A 16117-nucleotide genomic window follows, 5' to 3' on the forward strand; every position below is an offset into this window, starting at 1 on the left:
GCCCTCTAACCGTCAACCTTAAAAACCCGAAAAAACGCAAAAACATCACCAACCTATGTGTAAAACATACCTAATCCGCAGAAACCCGCCGTTTGATTTATACCCACGCCCTGTGGGGACAAATCAAAGCCGCAAAACTGCCCTTGCGAGAGGTTTTTAGGCGATGCAACTCCGTCGAATCTGAGAGGCCGGTTTCGCGCTCCATCTTCCACCTAATGAAGTCTCAAGGAGAACATTACAGGAATAGACCGCGATCAAATCAGGCTTCAATCTGAGCCCACGTTTGCAGACAATACTACTTCGGAGCAATCCGCGTTCTTTGAAAACTATATATTAGATGGGGGCTCTGGCCGGGATGCGCAAGAGCAGCCGTTGAAGCGAGGCTAAGCCTGAAGCGGGCGGAGTTGCCCCTTCCCTTTATAGAGGGTGAGGCGTTTGCGTTGGTTTGCGTTAGTTTGAGCAAATCTGCGTTTATTTGCGTTGGTATGTTGATTTGGACGCAAATTGTGGTCGAATTGAAGGCCTTTGCGCGTCTTCTGCAGCACCGCAGGGAAGCACGCGCCGAACAGCCAGAGTGATGGAACTTGTTCCCCTGCTATCAAAACTTATCACCGCAAACGCGGGATCTATCCCCCCGCGCAGCCGAGTGTGAAGAGGCGACTTGGGAGGATAAGGAACCAACTGCCGCCTAGTAAAACATTTGGGCTGCTTCTTATGCACCTACTTCAACCCAGCTTTAGCATGCTCTTAGTTGCGCGCACGCAGGTTGCTCTCTTTTGTTATGATTTGCTCTTAACATTGGAGATCTGCATGAGAACCACCGTACATCTTGCTACGACACTCTTGTTTGTCGGAATGTCGCTCCCCTTCGCCTATGCTGGACAGTGCCCTCCCGGACAAGATGGCTCAGCAATCGACGACAATGCTCCGACGGAAAACTACCTAGTGGAGACTGAAGTGCTTGATGCAATCGATCTCGGCAAAGAGAAGGTCAATATTCCAAACCACAATTTACGCACACGGAGCATCACGGTTCAGCCGGGTGGTCATGTCCTCTTACATGGCCACGAAAACCGCCCTGCTCTCGCGTTGGTCACAGAGGGTGAGTTTGTTGAATACAGCAATGAGTGCGGCGTGCCGGTCATCCATACGCTCGGTGAAGTGATCAACGAAAATTCCAATGTTCGGCATTGGGTAGAAAATAGGGGTGACACACGCGCGGTCCTGATGGTCACTGATATTGTGGACTTGGGCGATCCGCAGCAAGGTAATTTCAGGTAGCTTCCTCGCAAACGCTGTCAGAAAGTTTCGAGATACCGATAGTCTCTTGAGTTATCCCAATCAACTCGTTGGGATACGGAAAATATCGGCTGAGTTAGAGAGGATTACACACTTGATGGGTTTCGTGTGATCATAGTGATTGGGGTACATTGTACCCTACCCTCCTGCACGACAAGCTGCAGGAGGCGGTGAATATAAGAGATTTGAACCGGACCGGAACATGCACGCCCTTATCATCTATTGCCATCCGAACTCAGAGAGTTTCAGTAAGGCCATCCTGGAACAGGTGGTAGAGAGGCTCAGATCCCAGCAAGTCGGTTATGAACTCATTGATCTCTATAAGGATGAGTTTCAGCCCGTCCTGACAAAAGGTGAGTTGGATCGCTACCTGGACACTTCTGTTAATCGGCAGGGCATTGAGCATCATATTGAAGCATTAGAGAGATGCGACACGCTTATCTTTATCTATCCGACCTGGTGGTATGGATTGCCTGCGATGATTAAAGGATGGCTGGACCGGGTGCTGGTGCCGGGAGTGGCTTTCAAGCTGACTGAACAAGGTGCAGTCAAACCAAATTTGCAGAACATTAAGAAACTTGCCGTTTTTACCACCTGCGGCGCTCCAAGATGGCTTAGTTTTCTTATAGGTACTCCTGGCAAGAAGACCATTTTGCGTGGAGTGCGGTTGCTTTGTAGCCCATGGGTGAAAACCAGATATGCCGCCCACTATAACATGGACAGTTCTACTGTGGCCTCAAGGCAACGCCACCTGAAGGTGATTGACCGAAAAACCCGAGGGCTGTGCAAGGCATAGTACACCCCCCTCGTGCTTGCACTCCAACGACCGCTTATGTTTTGAAGGCGACTGGAATTTAAGGTACCTGCCATGTTTCCTCGACGCTATTGGATGGATTTTAAAACCACTGACTTTGAGAAAATCGATCCTCAAAGGACGATTGCGATTTTGCCAACAGCTGCTGTTGAGCAACATGGCCCACATTTGCCGCTCGGTGTGGACACTTACATTAATCAGGGCATGCTCGAGACATTATGTGCACGCGCTCCGGACACGTTGGACTTTCGTATTTTGCCGTTGCAGAGCATCGGGAAGTCTGATGAGCATATTCATGCACCGGGAACATTGTCCCTGAAGGCTGAAACAGCTGCCAGGCATTGGATTGACATCGGTCTCTCCGTTGCCGCCTGCGGCATTCGGAAGATGATTATTGCCAACTCTCATGGAGGCAATCTAGATTTGATCGGACTTGTGGCTCGGGAGCTCCGCATTCGCAGCAAAATGTTGGTCGGTAAATGCCATTGGTCTAGCTTTGGCGCACCTGAAGGGTTGTTCAGTCCGGAGGAGCTAAAGTTCGGTTTGCACGGCGGAGATGAAGAAACCTCTTTGATGCTGCACTTTAGAGCCGATCTTGTCGATATGCAGCATGCGCAGGAATTCCGTTCCTCCGCACAGGACCTTGATGAGAATGCCCGGTTGGGCCCGACGGGCCTACCCTCTTATGGCTGGATCGCTTCGGACTTGAACCCGCATGGCAACGTAGGCAACGCCACAAATGCCAGCTCTGAGAAAGGCCGATTGACGGCGGAGCATCAGGTAGATGGGTTTATCGATTTTTTGCAAGAGACAGTGGATTTTGACATCCGCCGGTTTGATTAGTCCATCTGGTTGTCGGAGGGCGCGGAATTCCTTGAAGTGATACGGTCAAACTGCTTGCATTCGTAGCTGGTTGTGGGATTGCATATTATGCTGCGCAGTGTTTGACGCAGGGGTGACAGAGTTTATTCTGGAGTTGGGGCATGTATTTTCTCAGGGTGTTTTCAGCCTTATTACTTGCGTTTTTTGTTACGCCAACTCTTGGCAATGCAACCGTAACGTTGAGCCTTTCTAGCGGCCAGACGTGGCTTGTTTTGGCCAGCAAACAAGATGCGAGCGAAGCTGTGGATCTGGCAGAAGGTTTTCAGCAAGCGCTGCAAGGGTCGCCCTATCAGAACAAGATACGCGTCGCACGCTCTGAGAATGGCTGGTTTGCTGTGGTGGTTGGCCCGGCAGCCTTTAAGAGTATTCGTCTGGCGCGGGAAAAATTTTCGATTGGGCTTCCTGAAGATGCCTACTTATCTCGCGGGCGCCGATATGTGGAAACGGTTTGGCCTAGTAAAAATCTGACGTTCGGCGAGTTCAAAAATCAGACACATTTTTCGCTGGAACTTGAGAAGCTTTTCATCAATGCCGATTTGGCTACAAAACAGAGCGACACGACCGACAAGTTCTCGCAGAACACCAGCATACAGGTTGCCGGATGGCTTGGAGCGGACAAGCTTTTTTCGTTTGAGACAGAACCAAGCTACTTCCCTGACTATGGTCAGAGTGTCGAGGTCATCCGTCTAACCGATGAAACCGAGTTTCCTCAGGTGGTAATCAAGCGTTTCACTGGCGGGGCACATTGTTGCGTTGAGCAGTCCATTATCACGCAGGACCCAGATGGAAACTGGGTTATGATTCAAGCGGCCATGCTGGATGGCGTCTCTGGCTACAGTTTTGATGACCTTGACGGAGATGGCACGGTTGAACTCGTGAGCACTGATAACAGCTTCCACTATCTGTTCGCCTCCTATGCGGGAAGTTTTGCGCCGCTTTACATTGAGAAGCTATCTTTCGACGAGATTTTGAGCGTGAACCACGATTCTGCTTACCTGCCCGTTTTCCGCAAAGAACTGGAGTATCTGGAGAGTCTGGCTGAAGCGGACGCTACGCTGTGGCATAAGAACGGATTTCTTGCAGGTTGGGCAGCAATACGTGCTCGTTTGGGTGAAGGGATGCAAGCAGTTGCGGAAGCTACGCAGAAAAGTAAGGGAGACGAGGAGGGTTTTCAGAACTTCGTGTGCCCGGATGGCTCACCGAGCTCTGCCTGCGATTATGAAAATGCAGTCGTGCTGCCGTTTCCAGTTGGTTTGATGGTGCATCTGATTGAAAACGGGTATTTGCCGGTTCGCGAGCTTCCCTAGGACTTTGCTACCTGAAAGCAACGTCGGGCCACATGGCTTCCACGCGGTGCAGTTTGTAAAGAAAGTGCTCTTCATCACAATAGCCGGTGTTGCGTTCCATCCTCATTGCAAACACGCTGGACAGGCCATAGGGAGCCAGGACCGTGAAAGTGCCATTGGCTTCAAGCCGGACGCCCAGCGCATAGGTTTGCACCGGATCTCTCACCAGCGCCTCAGCAGTGCAAGTGACCGGGATTCCATTGCTCAGGTTGGCACTGTCGTGGTGGACGACGTGGCCAGCTTGATTGCACAGGTGCACCTGATAAGGGCCTGTACTCAGGACTTGGCGAATGTGGCGCAGGTAGGTGGCTTCTTTTTCCAGAGCCTGCTCGGATGGATCGTAGTAGGTGATGTAAAGCTGATGGTTGCCTGCCAGCACTGGGACGCCTTTTAGTGCGGTCCATAGTGGCCATGCGATGGAGGGACCGGAGACGCACCAATCCGGCAGCTGCAAGGATCTGATGCCCTTCATTGCGGCAATCAAATGCGAGTTGGATCTCAGGGCAAGCTCAAGAAGGCGTTTGCGGTCGTCCTCGCTGGTCCGTTGAGGATCTGCAAGCACTGTCTGATCTAAGTATTCCAAATTCGCACTCGCCAAAGCTGAGTGACGCCGTAATTTTGGCATTGCTTTGATAACGCCTGCACCCGTTCAGTACTGAGCAGCCAGCAACCCATACCCGATTTATAGGACTGCTCAGTATATCAAATTCATGTAGATCCTTGTCCGGAAGCCGCCCGTGGGACTCAGAGAAAGACCTGCTACTTCTAACTAATAAATTATTCCAATAAGATAATCCATTGGCTGGTTGGGCCTTACTCAATATTCTTGAGGATCAATTTGCGGAGTACTGATGAAGCATCTCGTCAGCTCTCTCAATTCTTGCAGGTACTTGACTGGTAACCAGCCTCAATTGCTGGAGAAGCTGGCAGTTAGCCATCGTAAAAGGAGTTCTTTGGTGCACCCTACCAAGGCACCACTGTGAGTTCTGGCCAGTTTTTGACCAAGCGATTGGCTTTACGGGTGAAGGTTTCCTTGTTTGGCAGGACTTTATTGGGAAGCATCTGCATCTGGAATATAGGTTCCAACCCAAACGGGGCCTCAATTTGCAGGCGGTCATCGTCGTGCAGGCGGGCGGCGACGGAGTGGGTTGTTGAAGCGTAGTAGAGGAGCGATTCCAAGGAGCAGCCGAGTTTGGGATAGTCTATGCCGAAATGTTTGGGGAACCACAGGTGCACGCGGGCCTGATTGCGGATTTCGACCGGGAGCCCCAGAGGCTCGCAGGCTTTGGTGAGTTGGGTGATGACGCGGTCTTCGGCCTCGTAGGATGTGTCAGCCTCGTCATGGTAGATCAGGTCGTAATCTTTAATGCCATGGTCGGGGTCTTTGCCGGTGAGAGCATTCCAGATGGTTTGGTAGATTGCACCCGAGGCAAGCCAGGCGTCCGGGAGCTGGGCGTCGCGCAGGACCACCAGCAGATCATAAAGCACGGTCGAGCGGATCACTTCTTCGATAAAGTACACGCGCCCCTGCTCACCTGCGCCGTGGTGAACAGGGGACACGCGTGAGGGCAAGGAGCGGGTCTTCTCCTTGGGAGTGGGGCTGCCGGTATGAGTAGAAGGCATAGGATCTGATAAGGACATGATTTTCATTTGAAAGAGATCAAATTGCGCCGGTTACAGTAAGGACTCACCAGCGTCAGCAAGAACAAATAACGAATTAATTTAGTACATAAGAAGAACATTATGATAATCTAGCAAGCAATTCAATCCATACAAATTTAGGGCTTGGCGATCTGCGAGAATTGACAGGTAGATTCGCCAAGGGTTTGTGCAACGCGGTTCGCGCCCAGGAAGATGTGGATAGCACGTAGTCCCCAGCCCCGTGTTTGGGTGTTCTTACGTTGCGCGTTTCCGCCGAAGAGCTCGTTGCCTCAGTTACGTATTTGTGCGAGATGCTCAAAAACATCACTTTTGCCTTGAGATTTGGTGGCATTGGGCAGTAAACCGATGTCGCACAGCCTTTCGACCACACGGAGCATGAAGATGACCGAGACCCGCCTGACCATTAGACGGCCTGATGACTGGCACCTGCATTTACGTGATGGTGAGATGCTGAAAGCTGTCTTGCCCTCAACCTCCGCGAATTTTGGCCGCGCGATCATCATGCCCAATCTGGTACCGCCTGTTGTCACCAGCAAAGATGCAGCTGGCTACCGGGATCGTATTCTCGCAGCTATACCAGAGGGCCACGACTTTACCCCGTTGATGACACTTTATCTGACCGAGACCACGGATGCGGATGACCTGGAGCAGGCAGCCAAGTCTGGTCTTGTGACTGCGGTGAAGCTTTATCCAGCAGGCGCGACGACCAACTCGCAAAGTGGTGTACGTGATTTTGATAAGGTGGCTGGCGTTCTGGAGCGCATGGCAGAGATTGGCCTGCCGCTTCTGGTTCACGGCGAGGTCACCACTTCAGACGTGGATATTTTTGACCGGGAAGCGGTGTTCATTGAAACCGTGCTGGACCCGATCCGCCGCAAGTTTCCGAAGCTGAAAGTGGTGATGGAGCACATTACCACGGAAGAAGGCGTCAACTACGCCAAGTCTGGCGGCGACAATCTGGCGGCGACGATCACCACCCACCACCTGATCATCAACCGTAACGACATTCTGGTTGGTGGCATCAAACCGCACTTCTACTGCCTGCCTGTGGCGAAGCGGGAAAAGCACCGTCTGGCGCTGCGCGCTGCGGCAACCTCGGGCGACGCCCGGTTCTTCCTTGGCACAGACAGCGCTCCGCACCTTGACCAGAACAAGCTGTGCGAATGTGGCTGCGCCGGCATCTTCTCTGCGCTTAACACCATGAGCTGTCTGGCGCATGTTTTTGAGGACGAAGGTGCACTGGACAAGCTTGAAGGGTTCACCTCTCTCAATGGCCCTGCGTTTTACGGTGTTGAGCCCAACGCAGAGACGGTTGATCTGGTGAAGACCAACCACAAGGTGATTTACCCGCCAAACATTCCGACGCCGGATGGGCCGGTGACCCTCTTCAATCCGGGATTTGATATATTCTGGAAGGTTGAGACGTAAAGAAAGTTTCAAAGCAGTTTGCACCAAATATAACCGGGGCAAGCTGCTTTTTTTTATGCGAATTCGGGCGGTGCCATCCCAAGGCCACCACTGCGTATTCCAGACCACCTAAAGTGACTTAAGGGACAGTAATGTTTTCCAATTCTTTTCCTGACCGCGACGTGATGGCGGAACTCACCGCAAAAATGCTCATGGAAATCAAAGCGGTGAACTTCCGTCCAGAAGAGCCCTACATTCTGGCGTCCGGCTTTGCGAGCCCGGTTTATATCGACTGCCGTAAACTGATCTCCTATCCTCGTATTCGTGGCACATTGATGGAGTTTGCCGTGGCAACGCTGCTACGGGATGCGGGATTTGAAAAGTTTGACGCGATTGCAGGTGGCGAGACTGCGGGTATTCCGTTTGCAGCATGGATTGCGGACAAGATGGCGCTGCCAATGCAGTATGTGCGCAAGAAGCCAAAGGGGTATGGCCGTGATGCACAAATTGAAGGTGACATCCACGAAGGGCAGAACGTGCTGCTGGTGGAAGACCTGACTACCGATGGCGGCTCCAAGATCAAGTTCTGTGAAGCGCTACGGACCGCGGGGGCGGAAGTAACCGACACGCTGGTGGTGTTCTACTACGACATCTTTCCGGAGACGAAGGGCAAGCTGGCAGAGCATGGTGTAAACCTGCACTACCTTGCCACATGGCACGATATCCTGCGCGTTTGCAGGACGACCGACTACTTCTCAGCTGAGAAAGTGAATGAAGTTGAGAAGTTCCTCAACAATCCGCTGGAGTGGTCTGCGGCCAACGGCGGCGTCAGTGAATTGCCGCTGTAAGCCTCAGCATAGCCTGAGATGATATTGTGAGAAAACGCAGGGCCCCGGCTCTGCGTTTTTTGCTGAGAGGCCTCACCGGGCGTTTTCCTCTCAACAAGCCAAAGATTAAATTTTGTCTAGGTTTCGTTAACCAATATTTGGTCATTAGTCCTATCTCGACTTGGCTCATGCCTCCCCAAACAGCTGTTCATTTCTGCTTCTTCGGGCCCGGAAAAACCGAGCTGTTCGGGCGCCACACGAAGAAACTGAGAAATGAGATTTGTATTGTTTTTGAAAGGCATATCCTTTGACACACGCATGTGTCAGTCGCCTTTCATCGAAGCAACGTCACCAATCAAAGCACAACTAGTGATTTAATATATTTGACAGATTCTCCTTATGATCTGCATATTCAATTCGCGTTTGCCACAAAAGCAACATGAAGCAAAAGCATAAAAAATATTGCGAAGTTTATGAGAATTACGCTGAGTTAGCTTTTTCGAGGTGAAGATCTGTCAGTCTCCCGGTTTCAGCTTAGAACCAACTCCATCACAGATTTCAATGGAATCTGTCAGGCGTCTGCGCTGGAACACGGGCTATGCTTTCTTGTTGGTCAGTACAGATCGGGCACCTTTGCAAAAGCTCAACGACACTTTGGGCGGAATGCAGGGAAACTAAAATGCAAATAATCCGACACCTTCTCGTGCCAGCACTGCTCGGGACCGGACTGGCCTTTTCTGTTCCGGTTTTTGCGCAGGATGTGGGCACGCCGGCTCAAACCAACGTGGATGAGCAGGTTGCTGCCAATCAGCAGGTCCACTGGTTTCCCGAGACGGATCTGAAGCTGCACCACCGGATTATTTCGCGCCAACTCCCCAACGGTCTGCTCTATGTGATGGTTCCCAGTCAATCGCCGAAGAACCAGATTGAGGTTCGTTTGGCGGTTGCTGCAGGGTCTGCTCTTGAAAAGGGGCAAGAGCCGGGGTTGGCGCATTTTCTGGAGCATATGGCCTTTAACGGGTCTAAGAATGTGCCGGAAGGTGAGATGGTTGCCTTGTTGGAGCGCGCCGGCCTCGCCTTTGGTGCCGGAACCAACGCGACGACTGGTTTGAATGACACAGACTACCGTTTGTCCCTGCCCTCCGCAGACCCCAAGTTGTTGGACACTGCGCTGTTTTTGATGCGGGAGACGGCCAGCGAGCTCACGCTTTCCGAAGACGCGATTGACCGTGAACGTGGCGTGCTTGCCTCTGAAATTCGTGGGAATTATGGGCCTAGTTTTGATGTGATGCTTGACCGGTTCGCCTTCCTTTATCCCGGCGTCAAGCAGCGGAACCGGCTTACAGTGGGCACCATGGAAGGCATTGATAATGTTGACCATGAGAGCTTGAAGGACTTTTACGACAGCTATTACACACCGGGCAGAACGGTTCTGGTTGTGACGGGTGATATTGACGTTGAAGCGACTGACGCTGCCGTTCGCAAGCACTTTTCTGACTGGAAGCGCCCTGCCAACGCAGATGAGCTGGATAATATTGTGCCTGATTACGGCACGCTGCAGGTATCAGCGACCCCACGGGCCAAGCTTTTCGTGGAGCCTTCCCTGCCAACCACGGTGAGCATCTATCTGGTTAAGCCACCCCAATTGCAAGTCGACAATTCCGAAAGCCGTGCCTTCAATATCCTGCGCAGCATCGGGCTTGGTATTATGCAGGAGCGGTTGCGTGATACCGCCCTCGCCTCACCGGATACGCTCGTGGCTGCGGGCACTAGTGCTTACAGCGAGGACTTTGCGGATACGGTTGTTGCCAGTGCGACAGTTGCCAGTGACAAATGGCAGGAAGGTCTTGCACAGCTGGAGCAAAAGGTACGGCAGACACTGGCCTATGGCGTGACGCAGGAAGAAGTTGATCGTCAGCTGATAAACCGGGTCAACGCACTGGAAGTTGCTGTTGAGGCGGAAGAGACCATTCCAAACAGGTCTATTGCAGGTGCATTGGTGGGTGATGTGCTCAGCTCAAGCGTCACCACATCCGCAAAGGATGATCTGGCTCTCTTTAAGGCATACTTTTCCGATCTGAAGGCCAATGAAGTCACGCAAGCGCTTCGGGACCTCTGGAAAGGTGCTCAACCGAACATCTTCATGACCTCTGCCAAGGATTTTCCAAATGCGGAGGAGACCATTCTTTCCGTCTATGAGGAGAGCAAACTACAACCTGTTGCAGAGTTTGAAGCCAAATCTCTTGCGGACTTTGACTATGAAAGCTTTGGTCCTAAAGGCAAAGTTGCCCATGAAACCACCAGCAGTTTTGGCGATATCCAGTCCTACACTTTTGAGAATGGTGTTGTGCTGAACTTCAAGCAGACCGACTTTGACAAGGGCAAGGTGTTTGTTTCTCTACGCACGGGCCGTGGCCTTGAGGATCTGCCTGCCGATAAGGACGGGTTGGCCGGGTTCTTCAGAAGCGCGTTTGTGGTTGGCGGCCTTGGCAAGTACTCGGTGACCGATCTGGACAAAGTGCTCTCAGGCTCTCAGGTGGGCGCCAACCTTTCGTTTGGACAGAACGGCATCGCGGGTGCGTATGGCACGACCCCAGTGGATTTGAAGCTGCAGCTTCAGGTCATCGCGGCGTATTTGACTGATCCGGCTTATCGTCCAGAAGGCGAGGCTTATTACCAGAAGAGCCTGAAAGAGACCTACAAAAGATCGCGTAGTTCACCGGACGCTGTGCGTGGTCGTGAGTTCTCCCGGATCTTGCATGGCGGCGACAAGCGTTGGGGTGCAGGCCCTGAGGAAGAACTTCTGAAGCGGAATTATGAGGAGCTGAAGCCGATTATTGCGCGGATCGCTCGGACCGGTCCGATCGAGATTGGTATTGTTGGAGACATTGACGCGGAGGCTGCGATTGATGCGGTTGCCAGCACGTTTGGCGCCTTGCCATACTCCTATGAAGCGCCGCAGCATCGTTATTCTGACGGCATCAAGTTTCCAGAACCACAGGCGGTATCCCTGACCCACGAAGGGGACAAAGATGCAGCCCTGTTGCAGTACTACTGGAAGACCAATGATGATGAGGATGCGAAGCAGAGCTACACATTGCAGCTGCTTCAGGGTGTTATGGAGCTTCGGCTTCGTGACGAACTGCGTGAATCGATGGGCGCGGCCTACAGTCCTTATGCGTTCAACATGAACTCCAACTCAATTGATGGCTATGGCTATATCGGTCTGTCCAGCTCTCTCAAAGTGGATGATGTGAAGCTGGCGGAGAAGGTGTATCAGGATATTGTCAAAGACCTGAAAGTGAAGGGCAATATCAGCGATGATGAGTTGCTGCGTGCGCGGAAACCTATTCTGGAAGGCATGAACAGCGCAGAGCACACCAACGGGCTCTGGTTTGACCTGACAAGTCAGGCGGTGAGCTATCCGCAAGGGTTACAACGTTACCGGAACTACACCAGATTGCTAAAGCAGATCACACCAGAGGATCTGGTCGCCGCGGCCTCCACCTTCCTTGTTCCTGAGCGCAAGGTGACCCTGACAATCCTGCCGGAGTAAGGCCTTCGGGTCTTCGGTCAGGCCTTGCTGGAAGCGTAGGGATACGTACTATGATTGCGGCGCACTTTGCCTAGGGTGCGCCGCAGTTTTGCGTTTGGGGTAGGTCCTTGGCGGTTAATGGCGGGGTGTCGTGCTATTTCTTGCCGCCTTTGCCTTTGGTGGGGCTTTTGGCCTTGAGCACCGACCACAGTGTCCTCATACTCGTTCTCCCGCTTTGCAATCTCTTCACTGTTACCAGATCGTACACTCAAAACCCTTCGTGGGACCGTTCCATTTGAGGTTGCAGGCACTTCAGGCGACTTCCACCCAAGCCTCGATTTCGGGCAAGGTTGTTTGTGCGCTGGCATCCGTCTTAAGCAGCTCCAGACCAAAAGCAGTGACAGCTGATTTTTGTGCGGCCCAGCGTGCAAGGCCACAAAATCTCTACGTTTCATCTCTGAGCGTTCGAGTGAAAACGGGTTGAACGAGACCCCTCAACCTTTTGCCAAATCTGAGATTTTTGCGTCATCAAGGCTTGAGGCTGACTTGAAGCAATGCTGGGAGATAGGGCTTCTGGCTTATCACACCTAAAACGCGAACTGGCCGTGAAAGAAAACCCTAACACTTATCTTGAAGCATCCACGCAGGAGCAAAACCGCGCGAATGAGAACCCGATTTACGCAATGAAACATCAACCAGCCCGTGTTTTGCCGAGATAATCAAGGAATACAATCATGCGGATGAAGTTACTTGCAGGAACGGTAATCGCTTTTTCAGTTGGCTATACGAGCCAGATTGATTTTTCCGAGATGCCAACAGGTGTGTCTCTTCTCTTCTCGGTCGGCGCTGCCAACGCCCAGAACCAGGTGCGCAACACAGCGCGGCGCACATCACGGCGTACCTCCCGCAGAACATCGCGGCGCGTTAATGCGCGTCAATCCATTGCGGGATGTACCCCTTTCAACACCTACTACAACTGTAGCGGCGTTTATTACCGGCCTATCGTTGAGAACGGTGCGACCGTTTATGTGGTTGTTAGTCCTTAATTTTTGCCAGTCTGGAGAACTCTCATGATCAAGCTGATCAGTACTGCTGTTTTCGGCATTGCGCTCTTCGCCTTATCTTTTAGCCAGCCTGCCCTTTCTCAGGATGGCTCCCAAGGTGTGTTGGAAGCGTGTGAGCCGGAAATCAAAGAGCATTGCGAAAACGTCACTCCCGGTGAGGGGCGCTTGTTTGCTTGCCTTTATTCCTACGAAGACCGGGTGAGCCCACAATGTGCGAATGCCTTTGATGACTTTGCCGATGCGTTGGACTTCCTGTTTGCAAATGCAAATGAGGCGCTGGCCATCTGCGCACCGGATATCCAAGCGCAGTGCTCCGACACAACCGTTGGCGGTGGCCGCATTCTCACTTGCCTGAGTGAAAATAAAGGCTCGGTTTCTGCTGAGTGTCAGGAACAGATCGAGGTCTTCGAGAACCGATTTGGCCTGAACTAATCCTGCTGGATCTAGTGAGACGTAACCGATGGCTGGGTAGAGCAACGTGCTTGCCCAGCCATTTTCTTTGTCGTGCCGCCTATGGACCGCCCCTCCCCTCAGGCACCCACGGAAGTTTTGTCAGGCAACCTCAGCGACAGGTTGTGCGGCATGTTCTGCAGATAGCATGGTCTTGAATTGCTGTAGGGCACTTGCCTCTAGCCCAGCGGCCTCGAACACGGCAGCGGCAAAAGAAACCGGTGCGGTGCCCGGCGCGGAGATCACATGGCCATCTGCAACAGCTGACGCGCTTGAACGGTAGTGCCCCGCCCCGTTGTAGCCCTTCGCATTTTGCTGCAGGAACTCCAGATTATTTGAGGTATGCGCCACCTCATTCAGCAGGCCTGCTCTTGCCAGAGCCAGCGTTCCGCCGCAGATCCCGGCGATCGGGATGTCGCGCTGGTGGTGCGCTCTAAGCAGATCTGCGATGTCCGGCGCTTGGTCGGTTTCCCAGATGCTGCTGCCAATAACGACGACAACGGCTGGATCAAACGCCCTGACTTCCTCCAGCCTGCGCGAGATGATTGCCGGAAGTCCGCCCTGAGACTTCACTTCGCCAGCTTGCGGGGTGAAGAACTCCACCTCCATGCCGAAGAAGGGGCCGCCTGTTCCTGCGATTAATGCATATTCCCAGTCCGCAAAACCCTGGGTGAGGATCACTGCAATTCTTGTCATTCTCAATATCCCTTTGGGCAATCGTCAAAGCCAATTGCCGGTGTCTCCAAAGAATCATGTTCACTATATGTTCGCAGATTGAGGTTGGCTATCCCTTTCTTGTGAGAGGCTTCAGTTTAAGGGTCCCGCATCCCTTCATGGAGTTTTCTTTGATCTGAATTACCACGCCAAATCTCGGGGATTTTGGAACGGCAAGAGATGTGGTGCGCTAGAGTTCCACATAAGGTTGGGAGGCAGAAATGGGGCACTGGAGACTTGCTGTTCAGGCGGCACTTGTTGCGCTGATGGTGGGGTGTGCCACGCTTGTCGCCTTTGCAATTGATGGAACCCCACCACCGCAGTATCCGGATCTGGAGGGGCAATGGGTGGTGATCAAGAAGGATGCTGTTTACTGGCATCGGGACATTCAAAGCCAGGAGAGCGGGCCTTCTCATTTGCGCATAGAAGAGCAGACCGGGCCTGTCCTGGAAGGCGTATTCTTTTGGCAGGTGAGCCCGGGATCAGGGCGTGATCACGATGGGCGTTCGGAAGTCTCCAAATCCATGGAGCCTGTGATCGGAATGATTGGTTGGGATGGGGCCTCACTTACGCTCGTGGAGCATCCGGATACGGGTACTATGCGCGGGAGGCTAGTCAATTCGGACACGATGGAGCTGATGCATTATGAAGCCGGGCCGCACGCGACCATTTCGCGGTACCTGCTTGTGCGGCCTTGACGCTTTAGGTGGTGGGATCAGGCAGATAGTATCTGCGGCTCAAAGGCCCGACAAGTTTGAAATCACCCATGTATTCATCAGGTCGATGAAGAAACCGCAAGTCAGTGGCACAATGAGGAATGCTTTGGGTGAGGCTCCGAACTGACGGGTGACAGACGTCATGTTCAGCACCGCAGTTGCAGTGGAGCCGAGCGCTATTCCGCCGAACCCAGCTGAAATGACCGCAGCATCATAGTCTTTGCCCATAAACGTAAAGACGATAAAGAGGGCATAGACGATGGCAAGCCCAATTTGCAGGGACATCACCAATGCGATGAACCCCATGAACTCCCATACAGCCAAGAGGTCCATGGTCATCAATGCAATGCTTAAGAAGATACCGAGACTGATATCGGAGATCATAGCCATGCCTTTTTCGCGGCCAGCGTTATCGTAGTTGCGAAACAGCATGCGCCCAATGTTGTTTATGAAAATGCCTGCAACAAGAACCGGTACAAAGACCGGGATGACGACTCCCGCTTCTTCCAGAGCAAGATACATCATATACCCAATGAAGATTGCTAGGTTTGTGAAGAACACAGCACCCAGCACATCATAGTAATGCAGGTTCAGTTTGCCATCATCTTTGAAGTTTTGCCCTACAGTCTCATCCGTGCTGAGGGATCCTGTCAGTTTGTGTCTGCGCATGAGGTACTGGGCAATCGGGCCACCGATAACACAAGCAGCTATGATGCCAACGGTGTTCGCCGCAATCCCAATTTCCTGCGCATTGGCGACACCCAACTCAGAGGCAAAAATGGGAGCCCAAGCCAGCGTTGTGCCGACCCCACCAGACAGCGAAACCGAACCCGCGATAATGCCTGTGTGAACCGGATAGCCGTAGAAGCTTGCCGCCCCCATGCCGACAAAGTTCTGCAGGCCCAGAAATACCGAGGCGATGATAATCAGAATCACAAGTGGCTTTCCGCCAGTGAGGAGATCACTCACTTTTGCACGCAGACCAATTGCTGCGAAGAAGTAAACCAGAAAGAAATCAACCGGAGCTGTCGAGAACTGGATTTCGACTCCCCACCAGACTGTTAGCAGGGTGACGATGATCGCACAGAGTAGACCGCCTGCCAGTGGATCAGGAATCGTCAGCTTGCGAAGAGTTACATTCCTCCTCACGAGCTCGCGCCCAACAAACAAAACAAGGATAGCAATTGTGATTGTCGTAAATGGTTCAATCTCAATTAGTTCGGGTAGCGCGGCTTCCATGCAGGCCTCATTGTTCAACGGCCTTGGTTCTACCAGCTTGACCTCACCTCTCGTTTAAAAGGGAACTGCGTATTTTAATCGGGGTGATCGCTTTTATTTACTCTGATGCGGCAAGAAAACCTTTTGTATTGCATAGCTTTTGGAGTTGTTCTTGTGTAAGGA

Annotated in this window: 14 protein-coding genes; 10 read left to right on the top strand and 4 right to left on the bottom strand. The window is 52.4% G+C overall.

Annotated elements, in window-relative coordinates:
* Window positions 1-810 precede the first annotated feature (810 nt).
* The 4 genes from IE076_RS04745 (at window position 811) to IE076_RS04760 (ending at window position 4302) form a co-directional block, all read left to right on the top strand.
* Window positions 811-1281 (top strand): cupin domain-containing protein, encoded by a 471-nt coding sequence (locus IE076_RS04745; RefSeq protein ID WP_209008868.1) that lies wholly within the window; start codon window positions 811-813, stop codon window positions 1279-1281.
* A 220-nt stretch (window positions 1282-1501) separates the two neighbouring features.
* Complete coding sequence (locus IE076_RS04750; RefSeq protein ID WP_189435647.1) at window positions 1502-2095, top strand: NAD(P)H-dependent oxidoreductase; 594 nt, start codon at window positions 1502-1504, stop codon at window positions 2093-2095.
* A 72-nt stretch (window positions 2096-2167) separates the two neighbouring features.
* Window positions 2168-2956 carry a creatininase family protein gene (locus tag IE076_RS04755; RefSeq protein WP_189435648.1) on the top strand — a complete coding sequence of 263 codons (789 nt, stop codon included), beginning with the start codon at window positions 2168-2170 and terminating at the stop codon, window positions 2954-2956.
* 140 nt (window positions 2957-3096) lie between these two features.
* Window positions 3097-4302 (top strand): hypothetical protein, encoded by a 1206-nt coding sequence (locus IE076_RS04760; protein WP_189435649.1) that lies wholly within the window; start codon window positions 3097-3099, stop codon window positions 4300-4302.
* 7 nt (window positions 4303-4309) lie between these two features.
* On the opposite strand, the gene IE076_RS04765 is transcribed toward IE076_RS04760, so the two are convergent.
* Complete coding sequence (locus IE076_RS04765) at window positions 4310-4924, bottom strand: nucleotidyltransferase family protein (RefSeq protein WP_209008869.1); 615 nt, start codon at window positions 4922-4924, stop codon at window positions 4310-4312.
* A gap of 380 nt (window positions 4925-5304) precedes the next feature.
* Complete coding sequence (locus IE076_RS04770; protein WP_189435651.1) at window positions 5305-5982, bottom strand: nucleotidyltransferase family protein; 678 nt, start codon at window positions 5980-5982, stop codon at window positions 5305-5307.
* A gap of 402 nt (window positions 5983-6384) precedes the next feature.
* Between IE076_RS04770 and pyrC the strand changes: the two genes are divergently transcribed.
* The 5 genes from pyrC to IE076_RS04795 all read left to right on the top strand — a co-directional run bounded on the left by pyrC (window position 6385) and on the right by IE076_RS04795 (window position 13268).
* Window positions 6385-7431, top strand: coding sequence for a dihydroorotase (gene pyrC, locus IE076_RS04775; RefSeq protein WP_189435652.1), 1047 nt, complete (start codon window positions 6385-6387; stop codon window positions 7429-7431).
* A 131-nt stretch (window positions 7432-7562) separates the two neighbouring features.
* On the top strand, window positions 7563-8258 hold the full coding sequence (locus IE076_RS04780; RefSeq protein WP_189435653.1) for an orotate phosphoribosyltransferase: 696 nt from the start codon (window positions 7563-7565) through the stop codon (window positions 8256-8258).
* 658 nt (window positions 8259-8916) lie between these two features.
* Window positions 8917-11793, top strand: coding sequence for a M16 family metallopeptidase (locus IE076_RS04785; RefSeq protein ID WP_189435654.1), 2877 nt, complete (start codon window positions 8917-8919; stop codon window positions 11791-11793).
* A 713-nt stretch (window positions 11794-12506) separates the two neighbouring features.
* The gene (locus IE076_RS04790; RefSeq protein ID WP_189435655.1) at window positions 12507-12818 is read left to right on the top strand and encodes a hypothetical protein; all 312 of its coding nucleotides are present in this window, start codon (window positions 12507-12509) and stop codon (window positions 12816-12818) included.
* A 24-nt stretch (window positions 12819-12842) separates the two neighbouring features.
* Window positions 12843-13268: a cysteine rich repeat-containing protein gene (locus IE076_RS04795; RefSeq protein WP_189435656.1), complete on the top strand. Its 426-nt coding sequence runs from the start codon at window positions 12843-12845 to the stop codon at window positions 13266-13268.
* A gap of 120 nt (window positions 13269-13388) precedes the next feature.
* Here the strand turns inward: IE076_RS04795 and IE076_RS04800 are convergent, their stop codons facing one another.
* Window positions 13389-13982 carry a DJ-1/PfpI family protein gene (locus IE076_RS04800; RefSeq protein ID WP_189435657.1) on the bottom strand — a complete coding sequence of 198 codons (594 nt, stop codon included), beginning with the start codon at window positions 13980-13982 and terminating at the stop codon, window positions 13389-13391.
* 239 nt (window positions 13983-14221) lie between these two features.
* Here IE076_RS04800 and IE076_RS04805 point away from each other — a divergent pair, with 239 nt between their 5' ends.
* Complete coding sequence (locus tag IE076_RS04805) at window positions 14222-14698, top strand: hypothetical protein (RefSeq protein WP_189435658.1); 477 nt, start codon at window positions 14222-14224, stop codon at window positions 14696-14698.
* Window positions 14699-14737: 39 nt separating this feature from the next.
* On the opposite strand, the gene gltS is transcribed toward IE076_RS04805, so the two are convergent.
* Complete coding sequence (gltS, locus tag IE076_RS04810) at window positions 14738-15955, bottom strand: sodium/glutamate symporter (RefSeq protein WP_189435659.1); 1218 nt, start codon at window positions 15953-15955, stop codon at window positions 14738-14740.
* Between the last annotated feature and the right edge of the window lie 162 nt (window positions 15956-16117).

Origin of the sequence: Pseudovibrio japonicus, from assembly GCF_014651595.1 — a bacterium.
In the GTDB taxonomy this organism is placed as follows: domain Bacteria; phylum Pseudomonadota; class Alphaproteobacteria; order Rhizobiales; family Stappiaceae; genus Pseudovibrio; species Pseudovibrio japonicus.

Coding starts and splice junctions, on each gene's coding strand:
- IE076_RS04745 (WP_209008868.1), top strand. CDS start 811: ATGAGAACCACCGTACATCTTGCTACGACACTCTTGTTTGTCGGAATG.
- IE076_RS04750 (WP_189435647.1), top strand. CDS start 1,502: ATGCACGCCCTTATCATCTATTGCCATCCGAACTCAGAGAGTTTCAGT.
- IE076_RS04755 (WP_189435648.1), top strand. CDS start 2,168: ATGTTTCCTCGACGCTATTGGATGGATTTTAAAACCACTGACTTTGAG.
- IE076_RS04760 (WP_189435649.1), top strand. CDS start 3,097: ATGTATTTTCTCAGGGTGTTTTCAGCCTTATTACTTGCGTTTTTTGTT.
- IE076_RS04770 (WP_189435651.1), bottom strand. CDS start 5,982: ATGTCCTTATCAGATCCTATGCCTTCTACTCATACCGGCAGCCCCACT.
- pyrC (WP_189435652.1), top strand. CDS start 6,385: ATGACCGAGACCCGCCTGACCATTAGACGGCCTGATGACTGGCACCTG.
- IE076_RS04780 (WP_189435653.1), top strand. CDS start 7,563: ATGTTTTCCAATTCTTTTCCTGACCGCGACGTGATGGCGGAACTCACC.
- IE076_RS04785 (WP_189435654.1), top strand. CDS start 8,917: ATGCAAATAATCCGACACCTTCTCGTGCCAGCACTGCTCGGGACCGGA.
- IE076_RS04790 (WP_189435655.1), top strand. CDS start 12,507: ATGCGGATGAAGTTACTTGCAGGAACGGTAATCGCTTTTTCAGTTGGC.
- IE076_RS04795 (WP_189435656.1), top strand. CDS start 12,843: ATGATCAAGCTGATCAGTACTGCTGTTTTCGGCATTGCGCTCTTCGCC.
- IE076_RS04800 (WP_189435657.1), bottom strand. CDS start 13,982: ATGACAAGAATTGCAGTGATCCTCACCCAGGGTTTTGCGGACTGGGAA.
- IE076_RS04805 (WP_189435658.1), top strand. CDS start 14,222: ATGGGGCACTGGAGACTTGCTGTTCAGGCGGCACTTGTTGCGCTGATG.
- gltS (WP_189435659.1), bottom strand. CDS start 15,955: ATGGAAGCCGCGCTACCCGAACTAATTGAGATTGAACCATTTACGACA.